The sequence below is a fragment of the Acidiluteibacter ferrifornacis genome, from assembly GCF_009909615.1.
Classification (GTDB): Bacteria; Bacteroidota; Bacteroidia; order Flavobacteriales_E; family Vicingaceae; genus Acidiluteibacter; species Acidiluteibacter ferrifornacis.
The window spans coordinates 56,618-74,294 of sequence record NZ_WWNE01000003.1 but is presented as its reverse complement, the minus strand read 5'-3'; the positions used below and the strand labels follow the sequence as shown (position 1 = coordinate 74,294).

Here is a 17,677-nt window from a genome sequence, read left to right as displayed (position 1 = left end):
GATTAAGTACCTTGTAATAAAAAACCGCCGTCCATTGTTAAAGTTATTCCGTTAATCCATCGTGCTGCATCTGACAGCAGAAAGCAAGCAGCCTGAGCCAAGTCTTCTGATTCTCCAGCTCCAAATGGATATTTAGCAACGTGCTCTTCCATAAACTCCAAGGATCCTTTTTCAATGCCTTTTTCATACATCTCGGTTTTAACCATAGCTGGCGCAATGCAATTGCTTCGGATAAGTTTACCTTTTAATTCCAAGGCAAGCACTTTAGAATAAGTTTCTAAAGCTGCTTTACTAGCAGTATACATGCTTCCACCTATGTAAGGATGTTTAGCTGATATGGATGAGATGAATACAAAGGCGCCTTGTTTATTAAGCTTTTTCTTTTTGATTAATTGAGCACTTAAATTAACCGCTGCAAAAAAGTTGATGTCCCATGTTTTCATCATCTTTTCTTTTTTAGCAAATCGAATGGGCATCGTGTCTAAAATACCAGCTGAATAAACCACCCCATCAATATTTGGTAAAACAGAAATCCACTTTTCTATTGTCGAATCTTCACTAATGTCACCACAAAAATGATGGTGATTTTCTGATATTATTTCTATTTCTCTTCGCGAATTGGTATATACTTCAGCTCCTGAATCGATTAATTTTTTGGCTGTAGCAAATCCAATTCCTCCGGAAGCTCCTGTAATTAGTATTTTTTTGCCATTAAAGTCATAATTAGCAGCTTCTAAAATTCGATTGGTGTCAAGCATACGATGTCTTTTGTATTGATAATGCAACTGCCCCATGATAATCCAACTCCAAAGCCGCAGAATAACATTTTTTTATCCTTACTATCTACTGATAATTGGTCACAGATGGTTAAGGGGATGGAAGCAGAGCTAGTATTTCCATATTTTGTAAGTGAAAAAGGCACTTTTTCAGGCCCAATCTTAAGTTTTTTTCGAATAGTTTCTATAATTAATTTGTTAGCTTGATGAAAGATAAAGTAATCGATTTCATCCTTGGTGTAATTCGAGCTTTCTATTAATTGTAGGATGTTTTTTGGCGGTTCTTTCACTGAAAAAGAAAATACATCTAAACCATTTAGTTCTAAATCTTTTGCTGTATGATTGATTCCCGGGCCATAATTTTTTACAAGTGTAGTTTCATCATTTAGCTGGTTTTTGGCACCTCCATCACGTATTATAATGGCATCGAAACCTTTTCCATCATTTTCCAGATTGAATGGAATACCATCTGCTCCCTCTTCAAAACTTACTGCTGTTGCTGTGGCAGCATCACCAAATAAGGGGTAAGTGCTTTTGTCCTCATAGTTTGTAGATATAGTTGATACATCTCCGCAAATTAACAGACCTTTTTTTAACTGCCCGTTCTGCAGAAACTGAGAAATTACAGAAAGTCCATAGACATACCCCGAACATCCAAGTCCTATATCAAAAGCCATACAGCTAGAGGGTAGTCCCAAACGATCTTGTAATATGATGGCAGAAGAAGGGAGATAGTAATCTCTAGATTGGGTAACGAGTACTAAGATGTCTATATCTTCTCTTTCCCAATTGAGTTTCTCCAATAGTATTTTAGCCGCTTTTTCTCCGAGGTCTGTGGTTGTTATACCTTTTTCAGCATGCCTCTTTTCTTCTATTCCAGTCGTTTTTATTAGAAAATTTCGTTCAGTCTCGGTGACGTAATCGTAATCTCTGTTGGCTACCTTTTTTTGTGGAACTACACTGCTTATGCCATTGATACGGATATTTGGAATATTGAAAATGGCCATTATGACAATTTGGATTCGAACAAGTTATAGAGGTCCTGTAATGTTTTTGAATTTCTTAATTCCTCCCCTGTTATACTAATGTTGTATTCAGATTCTGCCAAAGCCATAATTAATAAAGCATGCATACTACTCCAGTATTCGCTATCCTCTAATAGTTCATTTTTATCGATAATCACATTATCTTCAATTTCTAATGTTTCTCTTACATTAGATTCGAAATCTTTCCAGTTCATTTTATAATTTATTTATGTTTCCCAGATACAGCCATTCCAGCTTAAGCCGGTTCCAAAGGCTGCGATTAAAATTCTCATTCCAGGTTTGATTCTGTTTTGTTGATTTAAATTGTGAATTAATATTGCGATTGATAAACTTACAGTATTACCATAGTTAGCAACATCTATGACTACTTTTTCTTCTGGTAGTTTAGCAACTTTTGTTAAAGCTTTTACAATAAATTCATTGGGTTGGTGAAGCAAATATAGGTCAATATCATCTTTTTTTAGGTCATTTTTATCCAAAATCAATTGAATCATTTTAGGTATACGGTCTAAAGTAAACCGAAATACGCCAGCCCCATCCTGATAGAATTTAGCTGGAATCTGTTGTTCACCAAATTCATTTGTAAAAGGGATGTATGAGTCCTCATTTATTGGGTGTCTATTTTCTCCATCCCTTATGATGATTTTGTCTTTTTTACTTCCATCATTTCCAAAGTAATAACTATGGAAAACTTGTTCTTCTGATTTTTCAATTATATAGGCTGCTGCACCATCACCAAAGATGAAACGGTTCGCCTTGTCATTTTCGTCAATTGTTCTAGTAAGAGAGGAAACAGCAATTACTAATACTTTTGTTGCTGCACCTATTTTAATCAGTCCATCGGCATGTGAAAGTAGATAAATAAAACTACTACATCCTTGATGCACGTCCATCGCTCCTAAATCAGTTTTTAACCCTAATTTATGTTGTAAGACGCCTGCAGTTATTGGAGTGTAATAATCACGTTCAGGAGAGGTGAAAAGTATAAAATCGATTTCTGTCCTTAAATGTGGATGGTCATTAAGTAGTTTTTCGGCTGCTTTTAGTCCCATGTCCGATGGCACTTCGTTATCCGCTATAATATGACGATTGTGGATGCCTAATTTGGGCCAAGTCTTACTATCTCTCTCCTCTGGAAACTTGAGGAAGAAATCTTCATTAGTAAAAGTTTTGGATGGAAAGTAAAGCGCACTTTCAGCAATTCTGGGCATTTCGTAGTTTTAGTGCTAAGATATAAAAGTATATTTAATAATAATAGTGCCAATACTCTTACTTTTTTAAAATTAATGAATCGTTGAGAAGTAGATGAAAAAAGTAAAATATTAAAAACTAGATATACCCATTATCCATAGCGAATTTTACTAGCCCTACTGAGTTTTTACAATCAATCTTACTTAACAAGTTTCTTCGGTGGGTTTCTGCAGTATGCTTGCTAATGAATAGTTTGTCAGCAATTTCTTGAGAATTCAATTCTTGACAAACTAATCTTAAAATATCAATTTCGCGCTTGGTTAACTCAGAGTAATTAGGGTCTTCTTTTTTGCGATAACTCTCGATTAGTTCTTGTTGGGCCTCCTGAGAGAAATAGTCCTTCCCATTCATTACGGTTTCAATAGCATTTGCCACCTCCACGTCACTTGAAGTTTTTAATAAATATCCACTTACTTTGGCTGAGATAGCCTCTTGAATTTTTATACTGTTGAGGTGCATACTTAGAATAACTACTTTTACATTTGGTCGTATAGCTAAAACTTCTACAGTTGCTGTGATGCCATCCATCTCAGGCATATCAATATCCATCAAAACTAGGTCTACATCAAGGTCGTCTATCTGATTTAATAAAGCGATAGCAGACTCGTATTTTCCTACTACTTGTATATTTTCTTTTGCGGATAGTATAACCGCTAATCCTTGACGAAATAATTGATGATCGTCTACAATTGCTACTTTTATCATACTTATTTTTTTAATTCCACAATAAAGATACTGCCCCTACCTTTTTCTGAATCGATATGAAGTTCTCCTCCCAACCGCTTGACTCTAACTTTTATATTCTCCAGCCCAATGCCTCCAGATAATTGTTTTGGGTCAAATCCAACTCCATTGTCTTCGAAGATAAGGTTAAATGTATTTTCGCTAAAATTGGTTTGTAAGCTTATTTCAGTTGCTTTTGCATGCTTTAAAGTGTTGCTAACTAATTCTTGGATGATTCTATATAGTTCAATGCCTGCAGCTTGACCTAAAGAGGGCGTTTTGGGGTGCAAGAATAGATTAAATTCTATTCCTTTGGTTTGCTCAAGTGTTCTGAACAATTGAGTTACTGCCTCATTTAATCCATATTTGTGAACCAACCCAGTTGAGAGATTGTGGGCAATGCTTCTAACTTCATTCACTGCTAAATCAATGATAGCTAAGTCGTCAGGTTCTACTTTGTTAGTCGGTTTTCGGAGTGCTAATTTTAAAGCCGCTAAGGTGCCACCCAGTCTATCGTGTAAATCTTGTGCAATGCGTTCTCGTTCTGTTTCTTGCCCTTGAAGAATAGCTGCATAGGCTTTAGACTCTTGATCGTAAAGTAACTCATCCAAACGTGCATCTTTTATTTGGAGTTCGAGTTGATCTAGCTTTGACTTGTGCTTAAAGCTTCTGTAGATATATAATGCTAAAATAGCCAAGATAAAAACTCCTGCAAGGGCTAATAATAGCAGTTGGTTTTTTGCTTTGTTTTCAAGAGCAAGTTTTTTAGCTTTTTCTATAGATAGCTGAAGTGCCGCTTCTTTTTTTTCTGTCTGAAATTTTACGACACTTTCTTGAATGCTTTTTTTTGTTTTTTCGGTAATCAATTGGTTGGAAAGCTCGTTGTATTCTTCTAGGTATAGAATCGTATTCGGTTTGTCATTAGCGGCAATTGCATATAGTAGTTTAGTATATAAAATATCTTTGTGGACCTCTATTGATACCGCTTTTGCTATGAGGTCTTCTGATAAAGAAAGGTAGCGTTGGGCTGAATCTAATCTTTCCCAATTAATATAGGCATTAGTTATTTGGTTGTATTTCCAAGCCAAATTAGTGGTGCTTTCCATTTCGAGGAGGTAACCAATGTTTTTCTTTAAGTAATAAATTCCTTCCTCATATTGCCCGAGCCAAACAAGAGCCGCACCCTTGTTGTCGTAGAGTTGATAATAATCAATTGGACTAGATGAAGAGTCTTCATCTAATATTGAAATTCCTTGATTATAATAAAAAATGGCAGAGTCGTCTCGGTCCTGATTGTAATGTAAAAGGCCCAAAAGATTATAACACGCGGCCAAATCAGTTGGACTTCCTCCTGCCATTTGGTAATGGTTAATGCTTGATACTACATAAAATCGTGCAGTGGAATAGGACTGTGTATAATAGTTTAGGTTCGCTAAAGCTATCTCAGCGTTAGCGATGGCATCAAAATCTGTCGTTTTTTCCCTAATTTTTAATGTTCTTAGATAGAATTCACTAGCCTCTACAAATTCCCCCTTATTAAAGTGGAGGTGGCCCTTGTTCATTAAAATTTGTGAATATATTAACGTGTCTATTGGGTCGTTTATCTCTGCAAGTAATTGGTTGGCTAACACCATAGCACTGTCAGGATTTACACTCCTTAGTGCTATGATGGTATTATTTCTCCTATCCCAATCTTGCCATTTTGATTGAACACTAGCGAAACTAACTATTTGAATAAAGAGTAGGATGCTAAAACCAATAAACTTTATAGCCTTCTTAAGTTTAGTTTTTCTCAATTTGATCAGTTTGTGTCGGTTGGAAGGTCTTTCGGTAAAGAGATTTGTCCGTTCGTTTTTCTTCCACCTTTTATAGCACCAGCAGAGTCGATCACAATTATGACCCCATTACTATTACCCGAATCGGTTATGGATTTTAATTTGCACAAATCAGGTTCAGCATAGGTGTGTACGTCTGGCTCTCCAGCACCACTATCTTCTATCACAATAGTAATAAGAACATCTAAACCTTGACATTCTATCCCTAGTTGTTCGCAGATAATTGGACCATGAATTAAAGGGTCATACTTGCAACAATTTGTAGAAATGGGCTCAAATTGATGGTCGTAAGTAACTTCAACTCCTAAATAAGTGTACCCTCCATTTTCGGTGGTTTCAATTTGCCAATTGCCGGTAGTTTTGTTTTTTAAATTCATCATTTGTTTTTTTATGATTACTAATATCTAATAAATGTAGGCTTCTTCCAAATTATGCTTTTGTTCAACTAGAAATGTTTAAAATCTCTTAGCTTGATTTTATTAATCACTTTGATTAAATAGGATAAAGTTAGCAATTAGCTTCTGGTGTATAAATACCTACTTTTGAGTATATTTAGATTGGAGAAAATCTGGAGTGGTTTTTATTGGATAAAAAACCGAAGTCGAATTGGAAGTAATTGGGAGTGTCTTTAGGCTCGCTTTTTAAATCCAGAATTTTAGATTTACTCGTTTCACCTGATTTGTTTTTAAATTCACAGGAGAAAGATGGTGGAAATCCTTCAATCAATTGTTCAATTTCATTTCGATGAATACAATGGTCATAAAAGTGAAAATACTGGTCGGCAGCATCAGTATAAGTCCTTGTTAAGGAGTCGTAAATACTGTAATATATAATATCTAATTTGCCATCTCTCAAAAAAGATAGTTCTTGATATTCCTCTATCCTGTTAGCGATGTTTTTCCAAGTTGCCTTAGTGCCGATAAAAATATCTTCCATTGACAACCTTAGACTGTTTTTCTTTCGAATACTTATCAAGTCAGTGATAGAAATGCACGGATGTTTGAGTTTAGGTAGGGTGTCTGAATTGATTTCCTCTAATTGATTCACCAATATAAAAATACAATGTGTTTTCATCGCAACGACTGTTTAGGATTACTCTACAAAGGTGAAGTTTAGAATACAGAATTTCCTCACGGAGAAATTGTAATTTATTCTACTTAGAAATGAGTAGAGGAGGATTTTAGGGACTAGTAAAATGCTGAATTACTTCAACTTTTCAATATCACTCTTTTCTGAAATAAAACCATTTTCAGAATGTTTTATCCAATTGATGCCCGGTTTTTTGCCTACCTCAAAAGAGCCAAATTGATCGTCAATTCCTAAAAATTGAGCGCCATTGATTGTTGCCCATTCTAATAATGTAGCTGTTGAGATATCTGGGAATGTTTTTGAAACAACCTTCAATTCATCCAACACAGATAAGGCATAATTGCTTGCCAAACTATCGGTTCCTATAGTACATTTTGCTGCTTTTTTTACAAAAAGAGGAATGTTGGGTAAAGTATTTTCTATGTATTGATTGGCATTTGGGCAGAAGCACCAGAAGATATTTTGGTTTGATTTTTCAGCAAAATCAATGTCATTTTCAGAAGTGAATGTGTTGTGGACTAGTAGTGTTTTTGCTTTTTGAGGTAATTTTTTTAAATAACCTTTTAATGAGCTTTCAAAGTTGGCTTCCCAGTGATCCATTGAAATGCCGAAGCTTTGTAGCATTTCTGCCAATCTGCCTTCACCGCTCTGGTAAAAGGTATTCTCATCTTTGTTTTCTTGATTGTGAATACATATCGGTTGATCTGATTGGTGATTCACTCGAATCAAGTCAAACAATTCATTGGATACAGAGTATGGGCTGTGCGCAACAATGCTTTTTGGAAGATTTAGATTCGTAAGTCCCACTTCCAATCCCTTTGATCTTGAATATACCTCCTTGGCTTGAGATGGATTAAATCCGAAACACTCTAAAAAAGTGTGGTAGTATATATTGCTGTTGGCTTTTGTAGTAAAAGAGGAATTTCCATTAGAAATATCTCCAACTGCTACAATTCCGTTTTTCCACATTTCTGCATCCGCTATTTTTATCGCCTCTTGAATTTCTAACTCATTAGTACTACGTTTCGATTGTAATTCTTTTACAAATCCGTCAATGTGGGTATGTTCTTGAATTTTTCCTTTTAAATGCGACAATTCTAAATGACAGTGGGTGTTTACAAATCCCGGGCAAAGGATTCCTTCGAAAAATTCAATCAGATTGGGATCAATGTTATTTTCCGCCCTTGAAATGGCTTTTATTTCACCATTTTCATCAATGGAAATGACTCCATTTTTAATAGGGGCTGAACTGATGGGGAAAATGATATTTGAACTTAGATATCTCATAGACTTAACCGGAAGGAGGACAAAAATAAACAATACATAGGCCGTTGCAAAAGCATTTTGATTAAATTATACAACGCTTGATTAATAGATGAACCACAGCAACCTACTGGTTGTGAGGATTCAGATATTATGAAAAGGAAGTAGAATACGGTCAAAATGCTTTAGTAGGTTGAAAAGATATATTATTGCAAGGGTCTTGGTAACTTTGCGCTGCAATGGAGAAGGAGACAAAAAAGAACATAAGAGACTTAACTGCTGCTGAATTGGCGGAATTTTTTACCACAATTGGGGAAAAACCATTTCGCGCAAAGCAAGTAGAAGAATGGCTGTGGCAAAAAGGGGTGAGAACTTTTGATGAAATGACCAATTTGTCAGAAAGTTTGCGTTCCAAATTGAAAGAAAACTTTACGATTCATGCAGTGCAGGTAGCAGAGAAACAAATCAGCAGTGATCGCACCATTAAGAATGCTTTTGAATTGTATGACAAAAACATAACAGAGGGAGTGTTGATTCCGAGTACTACTCGGATGACGGCCTGTATTTCTTCTCAAGTTGGGTGTAGTTTAAGTTGTAAGTTTTGCGCTACTGGTCGTTTAAAACGACTGAGAAACATAGATGCCGATGAAATTTTTGATCAAGTGGTGCACATTAAACAACAGGCAGAAGAGCACTACAAAACTCCATTGACCAATATTGTGTATATGGGAATGGGCGAGCCATTACTGAACTATAAAAATGTGTTAGCCTCTATTGATAGAATTACTTCTCCTAAAGGATTAGGGATGTCGCCAAGAAGAATTACTGTATCAACAGCTGGTATTGCAAAAGCTATTATGCGTCTTGGAGACGATGAGGTGAAATTTAATTTAGCACTTTCATTGCATGCAGCTAATGATGAGAAGCGGAATCAAATAATGCCCATCAATGAGCAAAACAACCTAGAGGTTCTAGCAGAAGCGTTAAAGTACTTTTATGAAAAAACGGGTACGCGTGTAACTTATGAATACATTATTTTTAAAGATTTTAATGATGAATTAGAAGATGCTCGTGAATTGGCTGCTTTCTGCAAACACATTCCATGTAAAGTAAATATCATTGAATACAATCCAATCGACGATGGAGAACTACAGCAAGCTGATAGTGGAAAAGTAGATGCATTTGCAGCTTTGTTAGAGAGTAAGAATATTGTCGTTAATATCCGCAGAAGCAGAGGAAAAGACATAGATGCTGCCTGTGGTCAATTGGCCAATAAAAACGAAGCAGCAGTTCACAAAGAACTGAAATAATTTGTAGCTGTTATATGGTATGTAAATACAGCTTTAATACCTATTTTTGGGCACCAAACAATGCAATATTCCTTATCTAAAATAAAGGCTCCAATTCTTCAAGAGATGGAAACGTTCGAAAGTCACTTTCGCGACTCCATGAAATCTCAAGTGGCATTATTGGATAAAATCACTCATTACATTATCAAACGTAAAGGCAAGCAAATGCGGCCGATGTTTGTTTTTTTATCTGCCAAACTTTTTAACGATACTACTGAGAAGAGTTACATTGCAGCGTCTCTAATTGAACTACTCCACACCGCTACTCTCGTTCACGATGATGTTGTGGATGAATCTTATCAACGTAGAGGTTTTTTCTCCATCAACGCTTTATGGAAAAATAAAATAGCGGTTTTGGTCGGTGACTACTTGTTGTCAAAAGGACTGTTGTTGTCTGTTGATAATAATGGGTTTGATTTATTACGAATTGTTTCCGACTCTGTAAGGAAAATGAGTGAAGGTGAATTGTTGCAAATTGAAAAGGCGCGACGATTAGATATTGAAGAACCCATTTATTTTGACATTATCACAAAAAAAACTGCAACATTAATAGCTTCTTGTTGTGCTACTGGTGCCGCGTCTGTTGGACAACCTCAGGAAGTAGTTGATAAAATGCATGATTTTGGAGAGCTAACCGGAATCGCATTTCAAATAAAGGATGACCTTTTTGATTACGGTAATTACAAGGACATAGGCAAGCCTGTCGGGATAGATATTAAAGAGAAAAAAATGACGCTTCCTTTGATATACGCATTAAATAATTGCAGTAAATTAGTACGCCGAAAAATGATTCGAATCATAAAGAATCACAGTGAGGAATCAGAGAAAGTACAAGAAGTAATTGACTTTGTTTTGAAAAGTGGCGGAATAGAATATGCAACTGAAAAAATGTATGAATACCGCGCAAAAGCATTGAAAATATTACACGAATTTCCTGATAATCCTGCTCGACAGAGTTTAGAAGAATTAGTAATGTATACCACGGAAAGAGTTAAGTAATGGTGAAAAGAATTTTGTTTGTTGCATTCGTTGCAGCAATAGTTGCATGTGGTGATTCAACACCGAAAAGCGAGTTAGATAAAGTAAAGAGCGATAGCGCGTACGCTGATTCTACCGGAATTTTTCAAGAAACCTACCCCAATGGTAAATTGAAAATTAAGGGATACCTTAATGAAGGGAAAAGAGACGGTGTTTGGGAGTATTACTATGAGAATGGTTTTACCTGGAGTAAAGGAGTATACAAGAACGGGGTGCGAGAAGGTTATTCTATGGTTTATCATGAAAACGGAGTGAAGAAAATACAAGGGGAGTATAAGGAAGGGAAAGCTGCTGGTATTTGGAAATTCTGGTCTGAACAAGGAGAATTGATCAAAGAAGTCAATATTGAAGAAGACGGTATGCCAGCCGAATTAAAATAACATTTCTTTCGTATTTTTAGCTTAGCTAAACAACATCATAGTTTGATTCCACAGGATAAAGTTGCTGAAATTATAGAAACTGCTCGAGTAGAAGAGGTCATAGAAGATCACGTAACACTTAAGCGGAGAGGAGCCAACTTGCTCGGAAATTGTCCGTTTCATAACGAAAAAACACCTTCATTTACCGTGTCCCCGGCCAAGGGAATCTATAAATGCTTTGGCTGTGGAAAGGCTGGTAATGTGGTTAATTTTTTGATGGATCACGAACAATTGAGTTATCCTGAAGCTCTGCGTTCTTTGGCTAAGCGATACAACATTGAAATAGAGGAAGAGGAACTTACCGTAGATCAGCGACAAGAATTAAATGCAAAAGAGAGTTTATATATTGTTTCTCAGTTTGCTGCAGATTTTTTTCAAGAGCAATTAACTCAAACACAGAAGGGAAGAGCAATTGGTCTTAGCTACTTTAAAGAAAGAGGCTTTTCTGAAGAAACCATTAAAAAATTTCAGTTAGGATACAGTCCAGATGAATGGACTGCGCTCACAGATGCAGCTATTGAAAAAGGGTACCAATTAGATTTTCTAGAAAAAACTGGGTTGACCATTGTTAAAGAAGAAAAGAAATTCGATCGATTTAAAGGTCGGGTGATGTTTCCAATTCAGAATATATCTGGTCGTGTTTTGGGTTTTGGTGGCCGAATATTGACAAGCGATAAAAAAGCAGCGAAATATCTGAATTCACCTGAAAGTGATATCTACCATAAAAGTAAGGTGTTATATGGTATTTTTCATGCAAAAAAATCGATTGTAGCAAAAGATACTTGCTACTTGGTGGAAGGATACACAGATGTTATCTCATTGCATCAGAGTGGAGTGGAAAATGTGGTCGCTTCAAGTGGAACTTCTCTAACAATCGAACAAATTCGGTTGATCAAACGCTATACTCCAAACATCACTATATTGTTCGATGGAGATGCAGCAGGGTTAAAGGCTTCTTTTCGAGGGATTGATATGATTTTGGAAGCAGGCTTAAATGTGAAAGTCGTTTTATTTCCTGATGGAGAAGATCCAGATTCGTATGCAAGAAGTCATACACAAGCTGAAATTCTATCGTTTTTAGACTCGGAGTCGAAAGATTTTATCAAATTTAAGACAGATGTACTTTTAAAAGAGGCAGGTAAGGACCCTATTAAGAAGGCAGGACTTATTAAGGATATAGTAGAGAGTATTGCTTTAATTCCGGATCCCATTATTCGATCGGTATACATACAAGAGTGCAGCAGTATGATGGGGATGGAAGAGGAAATGTTATTGACAGAACTCAATAAGTCTCGAAAGCAGAAAATTAGCAAGAAGTTGGCTGCTCCTAATGAGTCTACCCCACAAATTAATGTGCCTGAATACCTACCCCAAGAAGGCGGTAAGTCAACCACTAAAAAGATAAACTATCAAGAGCAAGATATTATTCGCTTAATGATTCAATACGGATTGAATGAGATAGAGTTAGAAGTGGATAAGGATGAGAAAGGGAATCCAATCAAAGAACCATTCAAACTAGTGGAGGTGATTCTATCAGATTTAATGCAAGACGATATCGCTTTTGATGATCCTACTTTTGCTTTAATTTATAAAGAATTTACAGATGCTTACGAGAAAGAAATACTACTTGAAGAAAAGCACTTTATTCACCATATTGATGATACCATCAGGCAAGTTTCCATTGACCTCATTTCTCAACCCTATGAGTTGAGTGCCCAATGGGAAGAAAAACATCAAATATTAACTCAAAGAGAAACCGATGACCTTTTTAAAACGATTCAATCAGGGTTGAATTATTTTAAATTTAAGAAGTTGAACAACCTTAAGAATGAAAAAAGGAAGTTGTTGACGGATGCAACCGAATCGGAACAATACACTGATATACTACTTGATATTATAAAAATTGATACCTCTAGAAAGAATTTAGCTAAGATTTTAGGAATAGTAATATCAGATTAAAACAATGAAAGACCTGTTTATTCAGCTTAAAGCAATTTTGGAATATAAGATAATTGAAGTCTCCAATTATTCTTTCACATTGTATCATATATTTCTTTTTGTTGGAATTATTCTGGTGGTTAGGTTGCTTGTTAAAGCAATGGAAATGTTTGTCCGACGAAAAGTTAGCGGCAAAGAATGGATTGACGAAGGGAAACAATTCGCGATCATTCAGATCATGAAATACGTAATGTACGCTGCTGGAATAATTATCGGAATGAAGAGCATTGGACTTGACATTACAGTGTTACTCTTTGGTTCTACAGCTTTATTTGTAGGCTTAGGGTTTGGATTGCAAGAGGCATTCAAAGATTTGGTGTCTGGGGTTATATTATTGTTTGAGGGTAATGTTCAAGTGTCAGATGTCATTGAAATGGACAATGGTATTGTAGGTGTGGTGAAGGTGATCAACTTGAGAACATCGAAAGTGAGGACTAGAGATGGAATAATGATGGTTGTTCCCAATTCTGAGTTGATTAATAGGCGTGTTGTTAATTGGAGCAACAGTAATAAGTTGACGCGATTTCATGTAACAGTTGGGGTGGCTTATGGAACCGATGTAGAAAAAGTTAGGGACTTGTTGTTGGAAGTCGCCCAAAAAGAAGATACAATTACCACTAGAATACCATCTTTTGTTCGTTTTTCTGATTTTGGTGATAGTGCATTGATTTTTGAATTGCATTTTTGGTCGGAACAAGTCTGGCGAATCGAGAACACTAAGAGTAATCTTAGATTTGAAATAAATAAATCATTTCAACAGAATAAAATTCAAATTCCTTTCCCTCAACGAGATCTTCATATCATTTCTGATAAAAGAAAGACAGAAGATTAAGCTCGAATTATTGTTTCCTTTCGCCTGAGAACTATTACTTTTGCGGCCATGAGTAATCGTAAACTTATAACTAGGATTTTGCTTTGGAGAAGGCGAAAGATTAATACAAAACAGTGGATCATGATTTTGAGCATTGTGGTGGGGTTTGCTGCTGGAATCTCGGCTGTTATCATGAAAAATTTGGTTCACTTAGTTCAATCTTTGTTAACCCATTCCTTCGTTAAAGATTATCATAATTACCTTTATTTTATATATCCAATTGTGGGTATCTTTCTTACCCTCATCTTTATAAAATACATATTAAAGCAAAAAGTAGGGCACGGTATTCCATCCACTTTATATGCGATTTCTACCAAGAGATCCATTATTGCTAGATACAACATGTACGCTTCAGTAGTAGCAAGTGTTTTAACAGTAGGTTTTGGGGGGTCTGTTGGGTTAGAAGGCCCCGCAGTTAGCACGTCTTCGGCAATTGGTTCAAATATTGGTCGATTAGGAAAAGTGAATTATAAAGCCACTACCTTGTTGTTAGGTTGCGGAGCTGCAGGAGCAATGGCAGGAATATTCAATGCTCCTATAGCTGCAATTGTATTTGCACTGGAGGTCATAATGTTAGACCTTACAGCAGGTTCTTTAATTCCTCTTTTGTTGGCCTCTGTTTCCGCCGCACTTACTTCTCGATTCATAGCCGGCGATTCGGTACTTTTTAACGTCGAGATTACGGAGTTTTTTAAATTATCAGATACACCATACTTTGTATTGTTAGGTGTTTTTTCAGGTTTAGTCTCTGTTTATTTTAGTAAAGTATATTGGTCAATAGAGGCTCGATTTGATCGGATTAAAAGTCCATTTCAACGACTATGGATTGGTGGGGTTATTCTAGGTGGGTTGATCTTTTTTATTCCTCCTTTATACGGGGAAGGGTTCTTGACAATCAATGAACTGCTGACGGGGAATTATATAAATATTTTTGATGGTTCGGTGTTTTTTGAATACCGAGAGAATTTGATCGTAGCTATCGGATTACTTTTCTTAATGATGGCATTCAAGGCTATGGCGACGGCAGTAACTTTTGGTGCTGGAGGAGTTGGGGGAATTTTCGCACCTTCACTTTTTCTTGGATCTACCGCAGGATTTGTTTTTGCCAAAATTCTAAACTACTTCAATTTTATTAACGTTTCAGAAAAGAATTTTATTCTAGTCGGTATGGGAGGCTTGTTAGCTGGAGTTTTACATGCCCCACTGACCGCACTATTTTTGATAGCTGAAATTACCGCATCATACGAGTTAATTACTCCATTGATGCTCACCGCTGCTACTAGTTTTCTGACCGCCAAATACTTCGTGCCACACTCTTTATACACCATGCAGCTTGCAAAAAGGGGGGAGTTAATAACACATGATAAAGATAAGGCTGTTTTAACCTTGATGAAATTGCACTCAGAAGTAGAAATGGACTTTAAAACGGTCTTGCCCGAAATGACATTAGGAGAGTTAGTAAAAGTGGTAGCTAAGTCTCATCGAAATATTTTTCCTGTGTTAGATGAAGACGGTATGCTTGTTGGGATTGTACTGTTGGATGATATCAGAAAAATAATGTTTGATCCGAGTTTGTATGATTCTATCACCGTTGCTGATGTAATGTCTGACTTCCCTGATTGTGTATCCTCTATGGATACAATGGACAGTGTGATGTCTAAATTTCAAAAAACTGGGGCATGGAATTTGCCAGTGATTGACAACAAAAAGTACGTTGGTTTTGTTTCAAAATCTAAACTTTTTAACGCATACAGAAAAATATTAATGGATTTTTCAGAATAGTAAGTTTAGCTAAAATGACGTACCTTGTCTCAAATTTTTTATAAAAAGATGATGAAATTAATGTTTAAGATTTTGCCAATGTGTGTATTACTGTTTACTTCTTTTGTCGGCTATGCTCAAAAAGAGTATAAAGGTATACCTGAAGATTTATCCCAAGAAAAAATCATCTTTCTAAATTATGAACCAATCAATATTTCCGATGAGAGACCTCGATCGAAGGAAGATCGATATATAAGAGAAAGAAAGGAACAACACAACATGGCTGCTGAGCAAGCGAATGACTACTTGCGTACTTCAGCGCTAGATTATCCCTACAAATACGCTATAGCCAATCATTCTACATACAAAAATCTTGTAGAAGCAGGGTATAAATATGTTTTGGAATGCAATTGCTTTAACAACGAGCGGTTAATGAAATCGCCAGAGTCAGGTGTTTTATTGATATATGATTTCTACATCAAGGACCTCACTACTGGCGATATCTATTTGCTATTTGATTTAGACGAAATGAAAGTATATGACTACAGGTTAGTTATGAAAAAATTAAACAAGCTAGTCAATAAATCTATGGATTAGTCCATTTCTACTTTTTCAATTATTTCATATCCTAAGTGCTTTTCTAGAATTTTACGGTATTCTTTTGTTGATGTAAATCCGAAACCAATTTCAAAAAACTCATTAAAAGCTCTATCCCAATCACTCTCAGGGGAGAAAGTATATCCAAAAAATTCATCTTCTGTATCTACAAATTTTTGAATTTTAAAAAACGCTTTGGAATCTTTCATAAAGGTCCAAAACGAAAGCACATCTAGAAAAGCAAAATCAGCTTGTCCATCTTTTAAGTAAGACAATACTGCAGCTGTATTTTCTAAATAGGTCACTTGCAGTTCCACTCCGTATTCCTTTGTCAGAGATTTGATGTAATCTTCATGTAAACTACCTTCTACGGCAACTCCTTTGAGTCCGTTGAATACTTCATTAAAATCTTCTTCATTCCTGATGGTTTTTACTTTTCCACTTGTAATCAGAACTGAATTATTTTTGAGATAAGGTGCTGAAAATTTTAGCCGATCTTTTCTTTCTTTGGTAATGGTAATACTACCTGCACCCACTAAATTGTTCTCTCCAGACTGCACTGCCTTTAACATTTCATCAAATTCAGAGAACGGCTTGTAATCAATCGTTAGTTTTATATTTTTATTTTTGGCTAGCCAACCTTGAAATGCTGATATGATATCGATTTCGATTCCTGCTGGCCCATTTTTAACCTGAGAGTAGGCCATTGGAGAATTTTCAAAATAGGCAACCGTTATTTTTCCTTCCTTAGATTTTAAAGCATCCTCATAAGAGGATTGGGCATTGACTCCAAAATAGCTTAAAAGTAGAGCTGCGATTATTGTTTTAAACTTCATAATAAATTAGATTAGTGTAATTATTGTCCTCCAAGATAGTAATTTCTTTTATTGGTTAGAAATGGAATTATTCACTACTTTTCAAATTAATTTATAGTCAAATGGCAGTAGTAGAAGTCAAAAAAAATAGATGTGAATGGGTCACAGAAGATGATATATACATTCGTTACCACGATGAGGAGTGGGGAAGACCTGTGAAGGATAATCAAAAGTTATTTGAACTTTTTATACTTGAAGGATTTCAGGCCGGTTTAAGTTGGATAACCGTTTTGAAGAAACGCCATCACTTTAGGAAAGTTTTTGATGGATTTAATCCCGAAGTTATAGCCAATTACAGTAATGATAAAGTGGAAGAACTTTTGAAGGATCCTGGAATTATTAGAAATAGACTTAAAGTAAATGGAGCCATTATAAATGCTAAACTATTTCTGGAAATGGAACAAGAGTCAGTGAACTTTAGTCAGTTTGTTTGGAGTTTTGTGGGCCATTCTCCGAAGGTCAATCAGTTTAACTCAGTTAAAGAAATTCCTGCTCTAACACCAGAAGCTACCGCAATGAGTAAAGCACTTAAGAAAAGAGGGTTTAAGTTTTGTGGTCCTACCATTTGCTATGCATTTATGCAAGCTTCGGGCATGGTTAATGATCATACTTCTCAGTGCTTCTTATATCCTTACAGTAAAAAATGAATATAAAAATCCACTATTGGGGATAAGATTGATTTAAAAATGTGATTTTTTTCTACATATTCATGAAGTAAAAAAATATTATATAGATACAGTGTGTTGAAAATTAGTGGTTTGCTGTGCGTGTTGGGCTTGGCATAGT

18 protein-coding genes are annotated in these 17,677 nt (G+C 35.8%); 8 read left to right on the top strand and 10 right to left on the bottom strand.

Annotated elements, in window-relative coordinates; all coding sequences use genetic code 11:
• Window positions 1-2: 2 nt before the first annotated feature.
• The 9 genes from GQN54_RS00650 to GQN54_RS00610 all read right to left on the bottom strand — a co-directional run bounded on the left by GQN54_RS00650 (window position 3) and on the right by GQN54_RS00610 (window position 8,007).
• Window positions 3-758 (bottom strand): SDR family NAD(P)-dependent oxidoreductase, encoded by a 756-nt coding sequence (locus GQN54_RS00650; protein ID WP_160630942.1) that lies wholly within the window; start codon window positions 756-758, stop codon window positions 3-5.
• Window positions 734-1,783: a ketoacyl-ACP synthase III gene (locus GQN54_RS00645; protein WP_160630940.1), complete on the bottom strand. Its 1,050-nt coding sequence runs from the start codon at window positions 1,781-1,783 to the stop codon at window positions 734-736. Before GQN54_RS00645 ends, GQN54_RS00650 begins: the two co-directional genes overlap by 25 nt.
• Window positions 1,783-2,016 (bottom strand): hypothetical protein, encoded by a 234-nt coding sequence (locus tag GQN54_RS00640; protein ID WP_160630938.1) that lies wholly within the window; start codon window positions 2,014-2,016, stop codon window positions 1,783-1,785. The genes GQN54_RS00645 and GQN54_RS00640 overlap by 1 nt, the downstream gene beginning before the upstream one ends.
• 12 nt (window positions 2,017-2,028) lie before the next feature.
• Window positions 2,029-3,033, bottom strand: a complete 1,005-nt coding sequence (locus tag GQN54_RS00635; protein WP_160630937.1) for a 3-oxoacyl-ACP synthase III family protein — start codon at window positions 3,031-3,033, stop codon at window positions 2,029-2,031.
• A 118-nt stretch (window positions 3,034-3,151) separates the two neighbouring features.
• Window positions 3,152-3,778, bottom strand: a complete 627-nt coding sequence (locus GQN54_RS00630; RefSeq protein ID WP_160630935.1) for a response regulator transcription factor — start codon at window positions 3,776-3,778, stop codon at window positions 3,152-3,154.
• Between the two features lie 2 nt (window positions 3,779-3,780).
• Complete coding sequence (locus GQN54_RS00625) at window positions 3,781-5,592, bottom strand: tetratricopeptide repeat-containing sensor histidine kinase (protein ID WP_160630932.1); 1,812 nt, start codon at window positions 5,590-5,592, stop codon at window positions 3,781-3,783.
• A gap of 5 nt (window positions 5,593-5,597) precedes the next feature.
• Window positions 5,598-6,008 (bottom strand): hypothetical protein, encoded by a 411-nt coding sequence (locus GQN54_RS00620; protein ID WP_160630930.1) that lies wholly within the window; start codon window positions 6,006-6,008, stop codon window positions 5,598-5,600.
• A gap of 175 nt (window positions 6,009-6,183) precedes the next feature.
• Window positions 6,184-6,705, bottom strand: coding sequence for a hypothetical protein (locus GQN54_RS00615; RefSeq protein WP_160630928.1), 522 nt, complete (start codon window positions 6,703-6,705; stop codon window positions 6,184-6,186).
• A 129-nt stretch (window positions 6,706-6,834) separates the two neighbouring features.
• Complete coding sequence (locus GQN54_RS00610) at window positions 6,835-8,007, bottom strand: amidohydrolase family protein (RefSeq protein WP_160630926.1); 1,173 nt, start codon at window positions 8,005-8,007, stop codon at window positions 6,835-6,837.
• A gap of 215 nt (window positions 8,008-8,222) precedes the next feature.
• Here GQN54_RS00610 and rlmN point away from each other — a divergent pair, with 215 nt between their 5' ends.
• From rlmN to GQN54_RS00575, 7 genes are all read left to right on the top strand, one after another.
• Window positions 8,223-9,293 (top strand): 23S rRNA (adenine(2503)-C(2))-methyltransferase RlmN, encoded by a 1,071-nt coding sequence (gene rlmN, locus GQN54_RS00605; RefSeq protein ID WP_160630924.1) that lies wholly within the window; start codon window positions 8,223-8,225, stop codon window positions 9,291-9,293.
• A gap of 60 nt (window positions 9,294-9,353) precedes the next feature.
• Window positions 9,354-10,331 carry a polyprenyl synthetase family protein gene (locus tag GQN54_RS00600; RefSeq protein ID WP_160630922.1) on the top strand — a complete coding sequence of 326 codons (978 nt, stop codon included), beginning with the start codon at window positions 9,354-9,356 and terminating at the stop codon, window positions 10,329-10,331.
• The gene (locus tag GQN54_RS00595) at window positions 10,331-10,750 is read left to right on the top strand and encodes a toxin-antitoxin system YwqK family antitoxin (RefSeq protein WP_160630920.1); all 420 of its coding nucleotides are present in this window, start codon (window positions 10,331-10,333) and stop codon (window positions 10,748-10,750) included. Before GQN54_RS00600 ends, GQN54_RS00595 begins: the two co-directional genes overlap by 1 nt.
• Before the next feature lie 42 nt (window positions 10,751-10,792).
• Window positions 10,793-12,748 (top strand): DNA primase, encoded by a 1,956-nt coding sequence (gene dnaG / locus GQN54_RS00590; protein ID WP_160630918.1) that lies wholly within the window; start codon window positions 10,793-10,795, stop codon window positions 12,746-12,748.
• Window positions 12,749-12,752: 4 nt separating this feature from the next.
• Window positions 12,753-13,619 (top strand): mechanosensitive ion channel family protein, encoded by an 867-nt coding sequence (locus GQN54_RS00585; RefSeq protein WP_160630916.1) that lies wholly within the window; start codon window positions 12,753-12,755, stop codon window positions 13,617-13,619.
• Window positions 13,620-13,739: 120 nt separating this feature from the next.
• The gene (locus tag GQN54_RS00580; protein WP_235932933.1) at window positions 13,740-15,440 is read left to right on the top strand and encodes a chloride channel protein; all 1,701 of its coding nucleotides are present in this window, start codon (window positions 13,740-13,742) and stop codon (window positions 15,438-15,440) included.
• Between the two features lie 78 nt (window positions 15,441-15,518).
• Complete coding sequence (locus GQN54_RS00575; RefSeq protein ID WP_160630912.1) at window positions 15,519-16,016, top strand: hypothetical protein; 498 nt, start codon at window positions 15,519-15,521, stop codon at window positions 16,014-16,016.
• Here GQN54_RS00575 and GQN54_RS00570 read toward each other — a convergent pair.
• On the bottom strand, window positions 16,013-16,852 hold the full coding sequence (locus GQN54_RS00570; RefSeq protein ID WP_160630910.1) for a substrate-binding periplasmic protein: 840 nt from the start codon (window positions 16,850-16,852) through the stop codon (window positions 16,013-16,015). The genes GQN54_RS00575 and GQN54_RS00570 overlap by 4 nt on opposite strands.
• Window positions 16,853-16,953: 101 nt before the next feature.
• On the opposite strand from GQN54_RS00570, the gene GQN54_RS00565 reads away from it, so the two are divergent.
• The gene (locus GQN54_RS00565; RefSeq protein WP_160630908.1) at window positions 16,954-17,538 is read left to right on the top strand and encodes a DNA-3-methyladenine glycosylase I; all 585 of its coding nucleotides are present in this window, start codon (window positions 16,954-16,956) and stop codon (window positions 17,536-17,538) included.
• Window positions 17,539-17,677: the final 139 nt, after the last annotated feature.